Source organism: Bradyrhizobium sp. CCBAU 51745 (genome assembly GCF_028128715.1).
Taxonomy (GTDB): domain Bacteria; phylum Pseudomonadota; class Alphaproteobacteria; order Rhizobiales; family Xanthobacteraceae; genus Bradyrhizobium; species Bradyrhizobium manausense.
This window is the reverse complement of the sequence record NZ_LBJP01000075.1, coordinates 1-14,685: the sequence shown is the minus strand read 5'-3', so window position 1 is coordinate 14,685 and position 14,685 is coordinate 1. Positions and strand designations below refer to the sequence as shown.

11 protein-coding genes and 1 tRNA gene are annotated in these 14,685 nt (G+C 62.5%); 10 read left to right on the top strand and 2 right to left on the bottom strand.

Features of this window, described 5'->3' with window-relative positions; translation table 11 throughout:
* Window positions 1–129: 129 nt before the first annotated feature.
* Window positions 130–2,169: a methyl-accepting chemotaxis protein gene (locus tag XH98_RS19135; RefSeq protein ID WP_271619569.1), complete on the top strand. Its 2,040-nt coding sequence runs from the start codon at window positions 130–132 to the stop codon at window positions 2,167–2,169.
* A 207-nt stretch (window positions 2,170–2,376) separates the two neighbouring features.
* A complete protein-coding gene (locus tag XH98_RS19130; RefSeq protein ID WP_271619568.1) occupies window positions 2,377–4,410 on the top strand; it encodes a methyl-accepting chemotaxis protein in 2,034 nt (677 codons plus the stop codon).
* A gap of 95 nt (window positions 4,411–4,505) precedes the next feature.
* Here XH98_RS19130 and XH98_RS19125 read toward each other — a convergent pair whose 3' ends face one another.
* Window positions 4,506–4,877 (bottom strand): DUF3175 domain-containing protein, encoded by a 372-nt coding sequence (locus tag XH98_RS19125; RefSeq protein WP_271619567.1) that lies wholly within the window; start codon window positions 4,875–4,877, stop codon window positions 4,506–4,508.
* A 128-nt stretch (window positions 4,878–5,005) separates the two neighbouring features.
* Here XH98_RS19125 and XH98_RS19120 point away from each other — a divergent pair, with 128 nt between their 5' ends.
* The 3 genes from XH98_RS19120 to XH98_RS19110 all read left to right on the top strand — a co-directional run bounded on the left by XH98_RS19120 (window position 5,006) and on the right by XH98_RS19110 (window position 9,009).
* A complete protein-coding gene (locus tag XH98_RS19120; protein ID WP_271603338.1) occupies window positions 5,006–6,493 on the top strand; it encodes an MFS transporter in 1,488 nt (495 codons plus the stop codon).
* 4 nt (window positions 6,494–6,497) lie between these two features.
* Complete coding sequence (gene otsB, locus XH98_RS19115) at window positions 6,498–7,319, top strand: trehalose-phosphatase (protein WP_271603339.1); 822 nt, start codon at window positions 6,498–6,500, stop codon at window positions 7,317–7,319.
* 226 nt (window positions 7,320–7,545) lie between these two features.
* Entirely contained in the window at window positions 7,546–9,009 is a 1,464-nt protein-coding gene (locus XH98_RS19110; protein ID WP_271619566.1) for a trehalose-6-phosphate synthase, read from the top strand.
* A gap of 38 nt (window positions 9,010–9,047) precedes the next feature.
* Here the strand turns inward: XH98_RS19110 and XH98_RS19105 are convergent, their stop codons facing one another.
* Complete coding sequence (locus XH98_RS19105; RefSeq protein WP_271603341.1) at window positions 9,048–9,389, bottom strand: hypothetical protein; 342 nt, start codon at window positions 9,387–9,389, stop codon at window positions 9,048–9,050.
* Window positions 9,390–9,584: 195 nt separating this feature from the next.
* On the opposite strand from XH98_RS19105, the gene XH98_RS19100 reads away from it, so the two are divergent.
* From XH98_RS19100 to XH98_RS19080, 5 genes are all read left to right on the top strand, one after another.
* Window positions 9,585–9,674: transfer RNA gene (locus XH98_RS19100), tRNA-Ser, on the top strand.
* A 239-nt stretch (window positions 9,675–9,913) separates the two neighbouring features.
* Complete coding sequence (locus tag XH98_RS19095; protein WP_271619565.1) at window positions 9,914–11,950, top strand: tyrosine-type recombinase/integrase; 2,037 nt, start codon at window positions 9,914–9,916, stop codon at window positions 11,948–11,950.
* Window positions 11,951–11,955: 5 nt separating this feature from the next.
* Window positions 11,956–12,321, top strand: coding sequence for a hypothetical protein (locus XH98_RS19090; RefSeq protein WP_271619564.1), 366 nt, complete (start codon window positions 11,956–11,958; stop codon window positions 12,319–12,321).
* Between the two features lie 211 nt (window positions 12,322–12,532).
* Entirely contained in the window at window positions 12,533–12,916 is a 384-nt protein-coding gene (locus XH98_RS19085) for a DUF6876 family protein (RefSeq protein ID WP_271619563.1), read from the top strand.
* Window positions 12,917–13,262: 346 nt separating this feature from the next.
* On the top strand, window positions 13,263–14,685 hold a 1,423-nt coding region (locus XH98_RS19080), incomplete at its 3' end, for a hypothetical protein (protein ID WP_271619562.1).

Below are 14,685 nucleotides of genomic sequence, written 5' to 3'. Positions count from 1 at the left end.
ATCTGGCCCGCAGCGATTCGCCCAGCCCGCCCTGACGAATTTACCGCCCTTTATCGTTTCTGCCTTAGTTTTGCGCATCCGGGTCTGGGGGCGGGGCGCCTCCGGATCGCCGTTGAATAGGGGGTTGGAATGTCCGGGCGTACCGCGTCGCCGTCCAAGCGCAGCATATTTCCCACCGTCCGGTTCCGCGCCAAGATCATCCTCGGCTTTGCCGTGGTGCTGGTGATCTCGGCCGGCAGCATGGCGTTCGCTTATTTCGGCTTCGAGCGGGTTTCGTCCGGCGTCGGCTCCTATCGCCGCAGCGTCTCGGAGGCCGATCTCGCCCGCAACATCGACCGCGAACTGCTCGCCTACCGCTCGGCCGTCAAATACTTCGTCGTCACCGGCAAGGAAGACGACGCCAAGGCGGCGCTGGAGGCCGAAGTCAATCTGAAGAACGCCATCGACCAGGGGGTCAAGAGCGCCAAGACGCCGGCGCGTCAGGACAGCCTCGACAAGCTCGCCAAGGAATTCGCGAATTTCTCCGCGACCTTCGCCAAGGTCCTGCAGGCCAAGCGCGATAGCGCGCTGTTGGTGCAGAACCAGCTCTCGCGCCAGGCCAACCTGCTGAAATACAAGCTCGATGATATCGGCAACAATGCCTCCGATTCCGAGGCGCAGGCCATCGAATTCGGCACCAAGCAGGTCAACGCCCAGTTCCAGACTGCGAGCGCCGCAGCGACCAATTTCGTGCTGACCTCCGACCAGTCGATCGGGACCAGCGCGCTGGCGCGGCTGAAATTCGTCGAGAACTCGCTCAGCGCGGTCTATTCCATGGACGACAAGATCGTCGCCGGCCTGAAGGATGCCAAGACCATTCTTGTCGCCTATCGCGAGGCGCTGGAGAAGCTCATCGCGAACGCCAAGCTGGTCGATGATCTCGTGACCGAGATGAGCGGCTCGGCTGGTGCGATTCTGCGTGGCGCCTCAGCCATGAAGGCGGATCTGGTCGCCGAACAGCAGCGGCTGGATTCGGAATCGGAAGCGACCATCGGAAAGACCGAGCAATTGGTGCTGATGCTGGCCGTCGGCGGCACGCTGTTAGGTGCGGTCCTTGCCTTCCTGCTCGGTACCGGCATCTCGCGGCCGATGATCGCGATGTGCAAGGCGATGCGTGAGCTTGCCTCGGGCAATTTCGACGTGGTGCTGCCCGGCCTCGGGCGCAAGGACGAGATCGGCGAGATGGCCGGCGCGGTCGAGGAGTTCAAGCTCCAGGCCGTTGCCAAGGCCGAGCGCGATGCCACCGCCAGCGAAGCCCAGAACAGGGAGCAGGCCGCAAGCCGCCGCGCGGAGCTGATCCGCTTTGCCGACGATTTTGAAAGCGCTGTTGGTGCGATCGTGTCCAACGTTTCGGCGTCCGCCGTGCAGCTTGAATCGTCCGCATCCACGCTGACCCGTACCGCCGAGACGACACAGACCTTGTCGAGCCAGGTCGCCGGCGTCTCCGAGCAGGCCTCGAGCAACATGCAGTCGGTCGCGACCGCGACCGAAGAGCTGTCGGCTTCGGTCGAGGAGATCGGCCGCCAGGTCCGCGATTCCAGCCGCATTGCCGAGGCCGCCGTGGTGCAGGCCAAGGAAACCGATGGCCGCATCGGAAAACTCTCGCATGCGGCGCAGCAGATCGGCGAGGTGGTCAAGCTGATCACCGCGATTGCCGAGCAGACCAATCTTCTGGCGCTGAACGCGACCATCGAGGCGGCGCGCGCCGGGGAAGCCGGCCGCGGCTTTGCGGTGGTCGCGAGCGAAGTGAAATCGCTGGCGAGCCAGACCGCGAAGGCCACCGACGAGATCTCCTCGCACATCGCGGGCATGCAGGGTGCGACGGCCGAGTCGGTCGCCGCGATCAAGGAGATCGGTGCCACCATCGGCAAGATATCGTCGATCTCGACCTCGATTGCCAGTGCAGTGGAAGAGCAGGGCGCCGCAACCCAGGAGATCGCCCGCAGCGTCCAGAACGTCGCCCAGGGCACCCAGACCGCCGCGACCGACATCGGCCAGGTCAACCGCGGCGCGGCCGAAACCGGTTCAGCCTCGGAGGAGGTGCTGAACTCGGCGAAGACGCTGTCGAGCGAAAGCACCCGCCTGCGCGCCGAGCTCGATCGGTTCATGGCGAATATCCGGGCAGCGTAGGGCCCGCCTGTAGCTTCATGCTCCGCCGCCGTCCGGACAAGCGCGCCCTTGTCCGGGACGACGGCATCCTCCGCGACAGCTCACCGCAAGTTGCGGTGTGGCAAATTTACCGCGGCTTATCCTTTGCCATTTACCGTGCATGCGAGTCGGGGAGCGGGCTGCTGCCGGACAGCGCCTGGTTTTCCGCGAATGGAATGGGGTGGGGGAATGTCGGTCAAGTCGAAGCCGAGCTCTTTGAGGCTCTTCACCTTGCGCTTTCGCGCAAAGATCATCCTCGGCTTCGTGGCGGTGCTGGCCATCCTCGCGGCCAGCATGGTGTTCGGCTATTTCGGCTTCGAGCGAATCGCTGGCGCCGTCGCCTCCTACCGGACCAGCGTGGCCGAAGCAGACCTGGCACGGACCATCGACCGCGAATTGGTCAGCTATCAGGGCCTGACCCGGGCGTACACGCTGACCGGTGCGGCGGATGACGAAACCGCGGCCAAGGCGGCCGAAGAGAATCTGAAGGCGGCGATCGCCAAGTCGATGTCCGCCACATCTGGCGCGGCGCGCCGCGAGGAGATCGGCAAGCTCGAGGCCGAGTTCCAGCGCTTCACAAAGGTCTTCGGCGAGATCATCACGCTGACCCGCGCCAACAACAAGATCGCGGCCGATGAGCTGAACGCCGTCGGCAACAAGATCCGCTTCAAGTTCGACGATCTTGCCGATACCGCGGCGCTTGCCGGGCTCGCGTCGGTGCAGACCACCGCCAAGGACATCACTTCGCAATATCTCGCGGTGTCCACGTCGGTCAGCGCCTTCGTCGCCAAGCCGGATCCGAAGACCGCCGACGGGGTCGTCGCCCGCATCAAGTTCCTGGAGACGCTGCTGGTCTCGATCTACGCCAACGACCAGAAGATCACCGACCGTGTCACCGAGATCGGCAATTTGCTGAAGCAATACCGCGCATCCTTCGCTAAGCTGTCGGAGAACGTGAAGGTCATCGCCAAGTCGAATGCCGAGATGACCAAGACGGCAGCGTCCATCCTCAAGCTCTCGGGCGAATTGCGCTCGGACCTGTCGGCCGATCAGCAGCGCATCGAGGCGGGTGCGAATACGACGATCGGGGAAACCGAGCAGCTGATGCTGATGCTGGCGCTGGGCGGACTTGCCATCGGTGCGGCGCTGGCGCTGATGCTCGGCAACGGCATCTCGCGGCCGATGATCGCGATGTGCAAGGCGATGCGTGAGCTTGCCTCGGGCAATTTCGACGTGGTGCTGCCCGGCCTCGGGCGCAAGGACGAGATCGGCGAGATGGCCGGCGCGGTCGAGGAGTTCAAGCTCCAGGCCGTTGCCAAGGCCGAGCGCGATGCCGCCGCCAGCGAAGCCCAGAACAGGGAGCAGGCCGCAAGCCGCCGCGCGGAGCTGATCCGCTTTGCCGACGATTTTGAAAGCGCTGTTGGGGCGATCGTGTCCAACGTTTCGGCGTCCGCCGTGCAGCTTGAATCGTCCGCATCCACGCTGACCCGCACCGCCGAGACGACACAGACCTTGTCGAGCCAGGTCGCCGGCGTCTCCGAGCAGGCCTCGAGCAACATGCAGTCGGTCGCGACCGCGACCGAAGAGCTGTCGGCTTCGGTCGAGGAGATCGGCCGCCAGGTCCGCGATTCCAGCCGCATTGCCGAGGCCGCCGTGGTGCAGGCCAAGGAAACCGATGGCCGCATCGGAAAACTCTCGCATGCGGCGCAGCAGATCGGCGAGGTGGTCAAGCTGATCACCGCGATTGCCGAGCAGACCAATCTTCTGGCGCTGAACGCGACCATCGAGGCGGCGCGCGCCGGGGAAGCCGGCCGCGGCTTTGCGGTGGTCGCGAGCGAAGTGAAATCGCTGGCGAGCCAGACCGCGAAGGCCACCGACGAGATCTCCTCGCACATCGCGGGCATGCAGGGCGCGACGGCCGAGTCGGTCGCGGCGATCAAGGAGATCGGTGCCACCATCGGCAAGATATCGTCGATCTCGACCTCGATTGCCAGTGCAGTGGAAGAGCAGGGCGCCGCAACCCAGGAGATCGCCCGCAGCGTCCAGAACGTCGCCCAGGGCACCCAGACCGCCGCGACCGACATCGGCCAGGTCAACCGCGGCGCGGCCGAAACCGGTTCAGCCTCGGAGGAGGTTCTGAACTCGGCGAAGACGCTGTCGAGCGAAAGCACCCGCCTGCGCGCCGAGCTCGATCGGTTCATGGCGAATATCCGGGCAGCGTAGGACCCGCCTGTCGCTTCATGCTCCGCCGTCGTCCCGGACGAGCGCGCCTCAAGCGCGCGCTGTCCGGACGACAGCGGGGTAAGGGGCGGCGCGCCTCATTCCCTCCCGAACGCCCGCTTCAGCTCCACCTTCGCCTTCTCCAGCCGCTCACGCTGAATCTTCGGCAAGGTCTTGCCGGCGCGGTTGATGTAGAACGTCAGCATCGACAGCGCGGAGCGATAAGCGCCGGTCTTGCGGCGCGCGCTGTGCTCGGCCGAGCGTTTCAGCGAGGCTGCGATCTTACGGGGGCTGGTGAGTTTGAACACGCCGCGTTTGAGATCGAGCGCGTCGCTCTCCTTCGTCACACGCTGCGACCAGCGCTTTGGCGCGGCGCGTTTTGTGCCTTTGCGGGCGGCGCTACGCCGCGTGCTGGTGTTCTTGCTTGCCGTCGTTTTGCGCGAATGTGTCGTCTTTCTGACCTGAGCCATGCGTCAACTCCTTGCGGCTGCAGCGGAAACGGTCGGCATTCGCCGGCGTTCCCAGGGGAACCGGCGGATGGCGCCGACGTTGTCGCAGGTGGCAAGCGAAATGCCGCACCCCCAGACCCAGCAACCCCATGGAATTGCAGCAGAGCGCAGCGCTGAATGATGGACCTGCAGTCTCGGCGGCGGTCGCAACCGATCGCATCGTCGAGACCAGCATTCCCGCGCGGCTCGATGCGTTGCCCTGGAGCGGCTTCCACACCCGTGTCGTGCTGGCGCTCGGCATCACCTGGATTCTCGACGGGCTCGAAGTGACGCTCGCGGGAGCGCTTTCGGGTGCGCTGAAGCAGAGCCCGACGCTGCGCTTCTCCAATCTCGATCTCGGAATCGCCAATTCCGCCTACCTCGCCGGCGCCGTGCTCGGTGCGCTCGGCTTCGGCTGGCTGACCGACCGCATCGGCCGCAAGAAACTGTTCTTCATCACGCTCGCGCTCTATCTTTCTGCGACCGCGGCGACTGCGCTGTCTTGGGATATTGCCAGCTACGCGCTGTTCCGCTTCCTGACCGGTGCCGGCATCGGCGGCGAATACACCGCGATCAACTCGACCATTCAAGAGCTGGTGCCCGCGCGCTATCGCGGCTGGACTGACCTGGTCATCAACGGCAGCTTCTGGATCGGGGCGGCGATGGGGGCCGTCGCGGCCATCGTGCTGCTCGATCCCGCCGCGATCGGCCCCGATATCGGTTGGCGTCTAGCCTATCTCATCGGCGCGACCATCGGCCTCGTCGTGCTGTTGATGCGGATGTGGATCCCGGAAAGCCCGCGCTGGCTGATGATCCATGGCCGCCCCGACCAGGCGCACGAGATCGTCGACGACATCGAGCGCTCGGTGCTCGGGCATGATCAGGAGGCGGACCGCGAGAGTTTTCCCAAGATGCGGCTCAAGATGCGCGATCACACCCCGATCCGCGAAGTCGCGCAGACGCTGTTCGGCACCTACCGCCAGCGCGCGCTGGTTGGCCTGGTGCTGATGGTCGCGCAGGCCTTCTTCTACAACGCGATCTTCTTCACTTTCGCGCTGGTGCTGACTGATTTCTACGGCATCAGCGCCGATCACGTCGGCTGGTACCTGCTGCCATTCGCGGCCGGCAATTTCCTCGGCCCGCTTCTGCTCGGCCGTCTGTTCGACACGCTCGGCCGTCGCGCCATGATCATGTTCACCTATGGCGTCTCGGGCCTCTTGCTCGCGCTATCGGGCTATCTGTTCTCGATCGGCGCGTTGAGCGCGCAGGGGCAGACCATCGCCTGGATGGTGATCTTCTTCTTTGCTTCACCCGCGGCGAGCGCGGCCTATCTCACCGTCAGCGAAACCTTCCCGCTGGAGGTCCGCGCATTGGCAATTGCGGTGTTCTATGCGGTGGGCACCGGCATCGGCGGTGTGATTGGTCCTGCGCTGTTCGGCGCGCTGATCGATACGGGATCACGCAACAGCGTGTTCGCCGGCTATCTGCTGGGGTCCGTCCTGATGATCGCGGCCGCAATTGTGGCATGGCGCTATGCCATCTCGGCAGAGCGCAAATCGCTCGAACAAATCGCGCGGCCGCTCGCTTCCATGGAGTAGACTGATGAAATCCGAACTCGCTGAACCGGACCAGAAGCCCGCCATGCCTGACGAAGAAGCGCCCGATGCCGTGCCTGTGCCGCATGCGCTCGTTCCGCATCTCGACGAGACCGCGATTCTGCTCGACATCGACGGAACGCTGCTCGATCTGATGCCGACGCCGCGCGAGGTATGGGTGCCGCCGGGCCTTTCGGAGACGCTGACTCGCCTGACGGAGCGCACGTCCGGCGCCCTGGCCATGGTCAGCGGCCGCTCGCTCAACGACATCGACCTCATCTTCGCGCCCGATGTGTTTCGCGCGGTCGCCGGTCACGGCGCGGAGATGCGGCTGTCGGTGGACAACGAGGCCGACGACGTGCACGCGCCGCCGATGGACAAGGAGCTGAAGCGGCGCCTGGCTGCGATCGCAAAGCTCAGCCCCGGCATTCTGCTTGAGGACAAGGGCTATTCGCTGGCGCTGCATTATCGCCTCGCGCCGCATGCGGAGAAGGCGATTTACGAAGCCGTCTCGCTGATCCGCGCCGATCTGCCCAATGCGCCGATCGAGGTGCTGCCCGGCAAGTTCGTCTGCGAGATCAAGCATTCCGGGTTCACCAAGGCGACCGGCGTGCGCGAGCTGATGAAGCATGAGCCGTTCAGGGGACGTCGTCCGATCTTCATCGGCGACGACGTCACCGATGAAACCGTCTTCGCCATCATGCCCGACATGAACGGGCTCTCCTTCTCGGTGGGCCGTCGTGCCAAGGGCGTCAACGGCCATTTCGATGCGCCGAACGACGTACGTGCGTTCCTTGCGCGGCTGCTTGACGACACAAGGTCGGAATAAGGCGCGGTCATCTCATAGCCATATTTTCACGCGTGCAGTGCACCTGCGCGCGTCTCTTCCGGCCGTGCGAAACCAATCTTTCTCGAATGAAATCGTCGGGTTCCCTCGAAGGAAACAGGTTCCAACGCGCACGCCTGACTTTGGTTTCATTTCGTAGAAATGATGACAGGAACCATATTGATGAACGGCAGTTAAACGGGGTGGAATGAACAGGAGGGGACGACCTGTGAACTTAGTTGTCGTTTCAAATCGAGTTGCGCGCGGCAAACCCAACGAACCCATGACGGGCGGCCTCGCAGCGGCGCTGCTTCCCGTTGTCGAGCATTCGGGTGCTATCTGGGTTGGCTCCTCCGGCCGCGTGCGTGATGGCCATCAGAAGGAGCCGTTCGCCGAGATCGAGGCGCTGGGCACGGGCGCGATCGCAACGCTGGATCTGCCGGCGGCGCATTATGGCGGCTACTACGAAGGCTTCGCCAATTCGGCCTTGTGGCCGGCGCTGCACTCGCGCAGCGATCTGATCCGCGTCTCGCGCGACGACTATGTCAGCTATCGCGAGGTCAACGCCTTCATGGCGCGCGCGCTGATGCGCTTCCGCAAAAACAAGACGGCGTTCTGGGTGCAGGATTATCATTTCCTCGCGCTCGGCGCGGAGCTGCGGGATCTCGGCGTCGATGATCCCATCGGCTTCTTCCTGCACACGCCTTGGCCGGTCGTCGCGGTGATGCAGGGCGTGCCCAATCATCGTGAGCTGATCACGACGATGCTGGCCTATGATCTGCTCGGTTTCCAGACCGAGAGTGATTGCCAGAATTTTCTTAGCTATGCCGGCAGCGAGCTCGGCCTCATCATCGAGGACGGCGTCGTGCTCTCGCAATACGGCCGCACGCGCTGCCAGGTGTTTCCGATCGGCATTGACGCGGAGAAGTTCGCTGCCTATGCCGCGAAATCAGCCTCGCATCCGGATGTCTCGCGCCTGCGCCGCAGCCTCAATGGCGAGCGGCTCGCGATCGGCGTCGACCGGCTCGACTATTCCAAGGGGCTCGTCAACCGTATCTGCGCGTTCGACCGGCTCTGGACCGAGCAGCCGCAATTCGCGCGCAGCATCTCGCTGCTCCAGATCGCCAATCCGTCGCGCGGCGGCATCGAAGCCTATGGCAATCTCCAGAACGAAGTCGCCCGCCTCGTCACTGACGTCAACGGTCGCCATGGTGAGGTCGACTGGACGCCGATCCGCTATCTGAACAAGGGTTTTAGCCAGGCCGTGCTCGCCGGCCTCTACCGCACTGCGCAGGTCGGCGTGGTGACGCCGCTGCATGACGGCATGAACCTCGTCGCCAAGGAATATGTCGCCGCGCAGAACCCGGCCGATCCCGGGGTGCTGGTGCTGTCGAAATTCGCCGGCGCGGCCAACGAGCTCGACACCGCGCTGCTGGTCAATCCGCACGACATCGACGGCATGGCGCGCGCGATCGCGGTCGCCGCAGCGATGCCGCTCACCGAGCGCAAGATGCGCTGGGACGCGATGATGAAGAAATTGCGGGGTCACACCATCCAGCAATGGTCGTCGGATTTCGTTGCCGAGCTGGAGAAGTGCCGCACCGAGAAAGTCGCGGCAGCTCCACTCGCGGCACAACCGCCGCAGGCGCTGCGCTGGCTGAAATCGGCGATCTCAGGTGTGCGGCTGATCTAACCTCTCTCTGCCTCTCCCTCGCCGGGAGAGGTGCGCCCTCAATAGCAATACGACACGCCGTCCAGGATCGCGCATTGCCGCTTGTTCGGCGCGTTCGGATCGTCCATCGGCACCACGCCCTTGCCCTGGCCGACAAACACGCCGGGCCCGACATGCACGGAGCTCTTGTTGCCGATGATGATGCTCTGGTGCGGCGTGGAGCTGGAGCGGGTCCCATCCGGCCATAGGATGGTATCGCCAGCGAGCACCCCGCGCCGCCCGTCGTCGCAGGTCACATCGACGCCCAGCCTGCTGCAGGCCTGCGCCTTCGCAGGCCCGGTAAAGGCAGCACCAAGGGCCGAAATCAGGCAAAGGGCGGCGAGGGTGTTGCGGATGGTCATGGCGTCCCCGGTCATGTCTGGCGTCTTCAGGTGAATCGTCGCGCCAAACCCGTGATGGGTTCAGCCCAAAGGGGCTCCCGAAGTCACGGCGATGTGAGTTTTTATGCTGTAAATACAATATGTTGCGGAAAATTCATCGGATTTACCCGCGATCCCTTGCAAAATCGCCGGCGCCCCTTCAAGAGAGGGCGCTCCGGAGAGATGGCCGAGTGGCTTAAGGCGCACGCTTGGAAAGCGTGTGTGCGGGAAACCGTACCGTGGGTTCGAATCCCACTCTCTCCGCCAGTCCCAAGCCATTGAATCGTTGACGAAATTTTAGGATCGCCACCTCTAGCGTACACGGTGGCGTACACATGGCGTCGTATCTATGGCTTCGCGGCGGCACTTGGTTTTTCCAACTCAGGCCTCCTAAGGAACTGCAATGGGTCTTAGGCGCGACCCCCTTTCGCGTCCGTCTCCCTGCCCAGAACCGCCGACAGGCCTCCGGATATGCTCGCCATCTCACGGGGTTAGCGGAGCAGTGGATGAGCGTTTTGCGTCGATATAGGGCAGGCGCGCGGACGATGGTCCTGAGTGCGCGAAACGCACACGGCGTTGAGAAGGACGAAGACCTCCTCGCGATCCACAAGGCAACGCGCCAGCGTTTCCAAGAAGGCTTTTCGGTCGAAATGGAGCGGCTCAAACGATTAACTGAGGAGTTCTCAACCCTCGACAGCCTCCGCGCCCAAGCAAGTGCCATCGATCGGCCAGCAATTTTGGAATCCCAAAGGCGACTTTTCGAACAATCGACCTCGGGGTGGTCAACGTTCGCGAAGCTTCTCGTTGAAGACTTCGATTTGCTGCTCTCTGATCTGCAGAACAGAATTGAGCGCGCCTATCAGAGCGATCGGTTCATCATGGAGCTAAACGACGCCGGGGTCGTATATACCAACGAGTTGCAACAGAAGCTCGATAGAATCACAGTCGAAGCGGCAAACTCGGAAAAAGAGGTTCGTTCAGCTCACGAAGCAAACTCTCGCGCGCTCTCAGAAGTCAGCGCCGTTATGAAGAACACCGCCGAAATCACTAACCGATTGCTGTACCAGGGACCGTTCTTGAGCGAAGCCATGGGCGAATTCCTGGATGCGAAGCGGACGCAGTTGGCTTCCGATTCGAGCGAGCCAGCTTATTTTGAACATCGATTGCAGGCCTTTCTGGAGATCGTCGGTGACAAGCGGATATCGGCCTACAACGAAGCGGATTTGACGCTGTTTGCTGGCAGGCTGCAGTTTCTTCCCGAGCGGCACACGGTCGATCCGGATTGGCGCGGCAAAACGCTGGTCCAAGCAATCGAGGAGAACAGGGGACGGTCCAAGTCGCGCCGAGCACGATCTCTCTCTTTCACGACGATCAAGGTAGGCTACGTCGGCAAGATTAAGACCTGCATCCGCTGGCTTTGTGCAAACCACCAGGTACGGTATCCGTTCGAATATGGTCACACGCTCATCCCGAAGGATGCCCGTACGCCCACCGTTCGGCTCGGTCTCGATTCATCCCAACTCAACACCCTCTTTAAAGCTTGCGTTGAGCACGCCGATACCAAGCGTCCTGAAGACGTCTGGCTCCCACTTCTAGCATTCTTGACGGGAGCGAGGCTGAGCGAGCTGGTTAATTTGCAGCCTCATAACATTAAACGCCGTCACGACGTAGACGTCGTAGACCTCACCACCCAAATTTCGGACGCCAAAGGGACGCGGAACCGGCCCATCAAGACCAGCGAGAGCCTCAGACTCTTTGCTCTCCATCATTCTCTGCGCGACCTCGGATTTATCCGATGGGTGGACAGCTTGCGGGAGGCAGGACACGCCTATTTGTTTCCCGATTTGCACGCTGCCAAGCGTCCAACGCATGCGGCCTCGAAGCGCTTCCAGCGTCTGTTCGCCCGCCTCGACATGGGAGGAGCGCTGGTCTTCCACTCTCTGCGTCATAGTTACAAGGACTGGATGAGATCGAGACAGGTACCTGAGCGCACCATCACTCTGCAGGCGGGGCACTCGCTGGATGGCATTGCCCTGCGGTACGGTTCGAAGTTGTTGCGGTCCGATGAGCTTCATGCCCTAGCATCTGTTGAATTGCCTCCAGGCTTGAATCTGGAGGTGTTTCGCGGAGCCATGCCCAGACCGACTGTGGCAGCTTCCGCTTTTCGCCGAAACATCGAGGGTGGCTCTTTATCTGGAGGCGAGGCAGAACCCAGTGGGTTGGTCGACAGCGCGCTGAGGGTGCCTACATCTGCTCGCAAGACTTCAAAACTCGAGCCCGAAATTGACGTCCGCGCGCTCAGAAGAAGCCTACGGCTGTCACAGCGAGAGTTCGCCAAAATGTTTGAGATTCCGTGCGGATCGGTTCGCGACTGGGAACAGGGACGGTCAAAGCCGGGAAGAACGGCGAGAGCGCTACTTTTGGCTATTCAAATGGGGCGCGTACCAGCGGTTTCGCAGGGGGCAGCGGTCTCAGAGCATTCCAAGATGATCGCGGTAAACGGCGAAGATCGTCAGTCATCGGATATCGGCAAAACGGGTTAGAGGTCATGGCGAAAGTCTTAGAACTGATTTTCAGCGACGATGATGACGTGCCGACCTCTTGCCGCGCCGCAGCGCTTCTCTCTTCAACCGGCACCCTGCAGATCGCGTTGATGGAGGTGCCTGGAAATCGCGGGACTAGCGTCACAAATTCTTGGCCGGGCTTGGCCAAGCGAGTTTTGGCGGCCTCATTCCCAACCTTGAGTCTATCAGATGTGGCTTGGTTCGAGGTGTACCCTTACAGACTGGACGAAGAGAAGGAGAACGTGAGCCGAGTTATACTGTCGGAGGATGGCAGCAGCCATCGATTTGAGTATGAGCAAGATACCTCAGTGCGAAAGCAAATCTGGCAAGCTCTCGAAATTGAGTCTTAAAAAATTGGTCTAGGGCGTTCCTGCGGTCACACTTTTTCAGACGTGGGCACGGCCCACGCGTCGCGGGCGTGCCGCCCCAAGCCGTCAAGGCCTCCCTTCGGGCGGAAACGCGCGAGCCGTGTAGTCGCTGACGCTCCGGCCCGCTCCAGCCTCGCGGTTTCCGTCCGTGACGGCTTTCCCTCGCTCATTGCCGCTTGGCTAGTCGGTTTGCATGCGCAACCCGAAAGCAAAGAGAGGCGATATGCCCTTAGATTTTGAATTCCTGCACAATTTCACCGGTACGGCCAATTGGTACCGCCATTCTGTCAGCCCGACTATCCTATATACCGACGGCGCAAAGTATGTGGCAGACAGCGCCGGAGCGTATTGGCTGTTGGATTATATAGCTCTCGCTCAATGCAGTGCCGCTGCGGTGCGCGAGGAGGCATTTCAGGTTTGGAGGCTCGATGTTAAGGGCGGCGGCGCTGCGCTCTCTTGCGAGGACGGCAACGGCCGCACCATCCTCACCGTAACTGTGCCGGTCACCGACTTCCCAGAACCGGGCATCGAACTGTGGTGCACCAACAAGACCATTTTGCTTCCAACAGAGTATTGATCCGAACGACGTCGAACGCCCGTCTCGTCTGAAAACGGGACGGGTGCCAAGAGGCTGCTGGCTATCTTTGATGCATGGACTGAACGCCAAGGTGGTTACCGGCGCGTTAACCGTGGGATGCCATCGCCGTTGACCGGTTCGACCCGCCGTGAAATCCCTCGAAGGTCGAACCATGCCCCGTGCTGGTTTTCCGGAGCCGTGGAAGCGTCCGGATTAGTCGAATGGAGATCCCGGTGATCTGCCCAAGCAGGTACCGGGACGAGGCGGCCTTCTTCGCATCGTCTGATGCGGCCTGCTCGTCGGAAGGTCCGGGAGCCCGGACACGCCCCATCCGACGAGGACTCATATGCTCCCGAATCGCGAATACCTGAGAACGCCCACCGACGCGGCCGCCACCGCGCGGCGCTTTGGTCATGACTTCAAGCTGGCTGCTCGTCTGCATGCCCACGGTCTGAATCCGTACAAAGGGCAGATGCCCGTGTTCTTGGTCGATCTGGCGACGGAGGGCAGCTTGACGGAACCGCGGGGCGTCCCCCTGCGTCACAGCAAGCTGTTCAACACGCAAGCCGCTGTTTCAGCTTTTGGGCTTCAGCGGGACATTGAGGCTTTCGATGAGGCCTATCAACCGGACAATGTGGTTCACATCGTGCTGCGTCCGCCTCTCGCGTTGGGAGAAGCGAAAAAGAATGGCGACAAGAGGCTGCTAGACGAGAATGGCCGCTGCCCGATCGCCAATCTCCGGTTGGCTCAAAAAGCATTCAACAACTGCGTGCAGCGGGCCGTGGCGGAGCTGGACCGACGCCAGGTCATCGTGCCGCTTCTCGTCGCGCGGCATCTGGTCCCGTTTGAAGGTGGCGCGACCTTCGATCTCCACGCGCACTGGGTTGGGCAACTCAAACCGGAAGACATCTCGTTGGCGCAGGAATATCTCTCGTCGATCTTCGGCGCGGATCGCCTTTGGATCAGCAGCGTCATGGAGCCCGGCGAGCGGCGCAGCTTCTCGGCGACGTCGGGCTACCCCGTGTGGCGGCTGGCCAATCAGGACTGGAATGCAGTCGATGATGATCATCTCAAAGACTTCTTCAACCAGGCGACGGGATTGCGGTCGCTTGATGCTCTCGGCCCCTTTCGTCATTTCCGCGCACAGGCCGCCGCGAGTTCGGTGAGCGACATTCGCCATGGCGATGGTGACCACGACCCCGAAATTTTCGAGAACGGAGAATGTCCGGCGGAACCCGGCGACCAGTTCGCTACGCCCGACGGGGCCGTTGAGACTCCGGTCGATGACATCCCCGCCTCCCGCCAGGATCATCCTGGCGATGCCGGAGCAGACGTCTCGAGCCTCCTGCCGAGCGAGCCCGCACGCCAGCCCATCCTCTTTGGCTGCCATTTCGCATGGCTGGGCCTGACCCGTCGGTACGTAGCTCAGGTAGGCAACTACACCAGCTTTGCTGAGCTGCGGCAATACTACGATCTCGATGACGCAATCGCATTCGCCAAGCGCCACGTGGAGGAAACCCACTCCTACCTCTTAAAGCCGGCGATTCACGAAAACTCTTTTGGAGCCATCAGCGGAACGGCCGGCACCGCGGTCGGCGTCGGCGAGAGCCGCCCGGCGGCGGAGCCCCAGCAGTCCGGCGAGCCGAAGGCTGTGGCCGAGGACACTGCGGCCGGCACCGCGGCCGGCGCCGGTGAGAGCCGCCTGGCGGCGAAGCCCCAGCATGTCGACGGGCCGAAGGCCGTGGCCGAGGACGGGACGGCCGGCACCG

What these genes read in the sequence shown, in the direction of transcription:
- XH98_RS19135 (WP_271619569.1), top strand. Translation starts at nt 130, where the DNA reads ATGTCCGGGCGTACCGCGTCGCCGTCCAAGCGCAGCATATTTCCCACC.
- XH98_RS19130 (WP_271619568.1), top strand. Translation starts at nt 2,377, where the DNA reads ATGTCGGTCAAGTCGAAGCCGAGCTCTTTGAGGCTCTTCACCTTGCGC.
- XH98_RS19125 (WP_271619567.1), bottom strand. Translation starts at nt 4,877, where the DNA reads ATGGCTCAGGTCAGAAAGACGACACATTCGCGCAAAACGACGGCAAGC.
- XH98_RS19120 (WP_271603338.1), top strand. Translation starts at nt 5,006, where the DNA reads ATGGAATTGCAGCAGAGCGCAGCGCTGAATGATGGACCTGCAGTCTCG.
- otsB (WP_271603339.1), top strand. Translation starts at nt 6,498, where the DNA reads ATGAAATCCGAACTCGCTGAACCGGACCAGAAGCCCGCCATGCCTGAC.
- XH98_RS19105 (WP_271603341.1), bottom strand. Translation starts at nt 9,389, where the DNA reads ATGACCATCCGCAACACCCTCGCCGCCCTTTGCCTGATTTCGGCCCTT.
- XH98_RS19095 (WP_271619565.1), top strand. Translation starts at nt 9,914, where the DNA reads ATGAGCGTTTTGCGTCGATATAGGGCAGGCGCGCGGACGATGGTCCTG.
- XH98_RS19090 (WP_271619564.1), top strand. Translation starts at nt 11,956, where the DNA reads ATGGCGAAAGTCTTAGAACTGATTTTCAGCGACGATGATGACGTGCCG.
- XH98_RS19085 (WP_271619563.1), top strand. Translation starts at nt 12,533, where the DNA reads ATGCGCAACCCGAAAGCAAAGAGAGGCGATATGCCCTTAGATTTTGAA.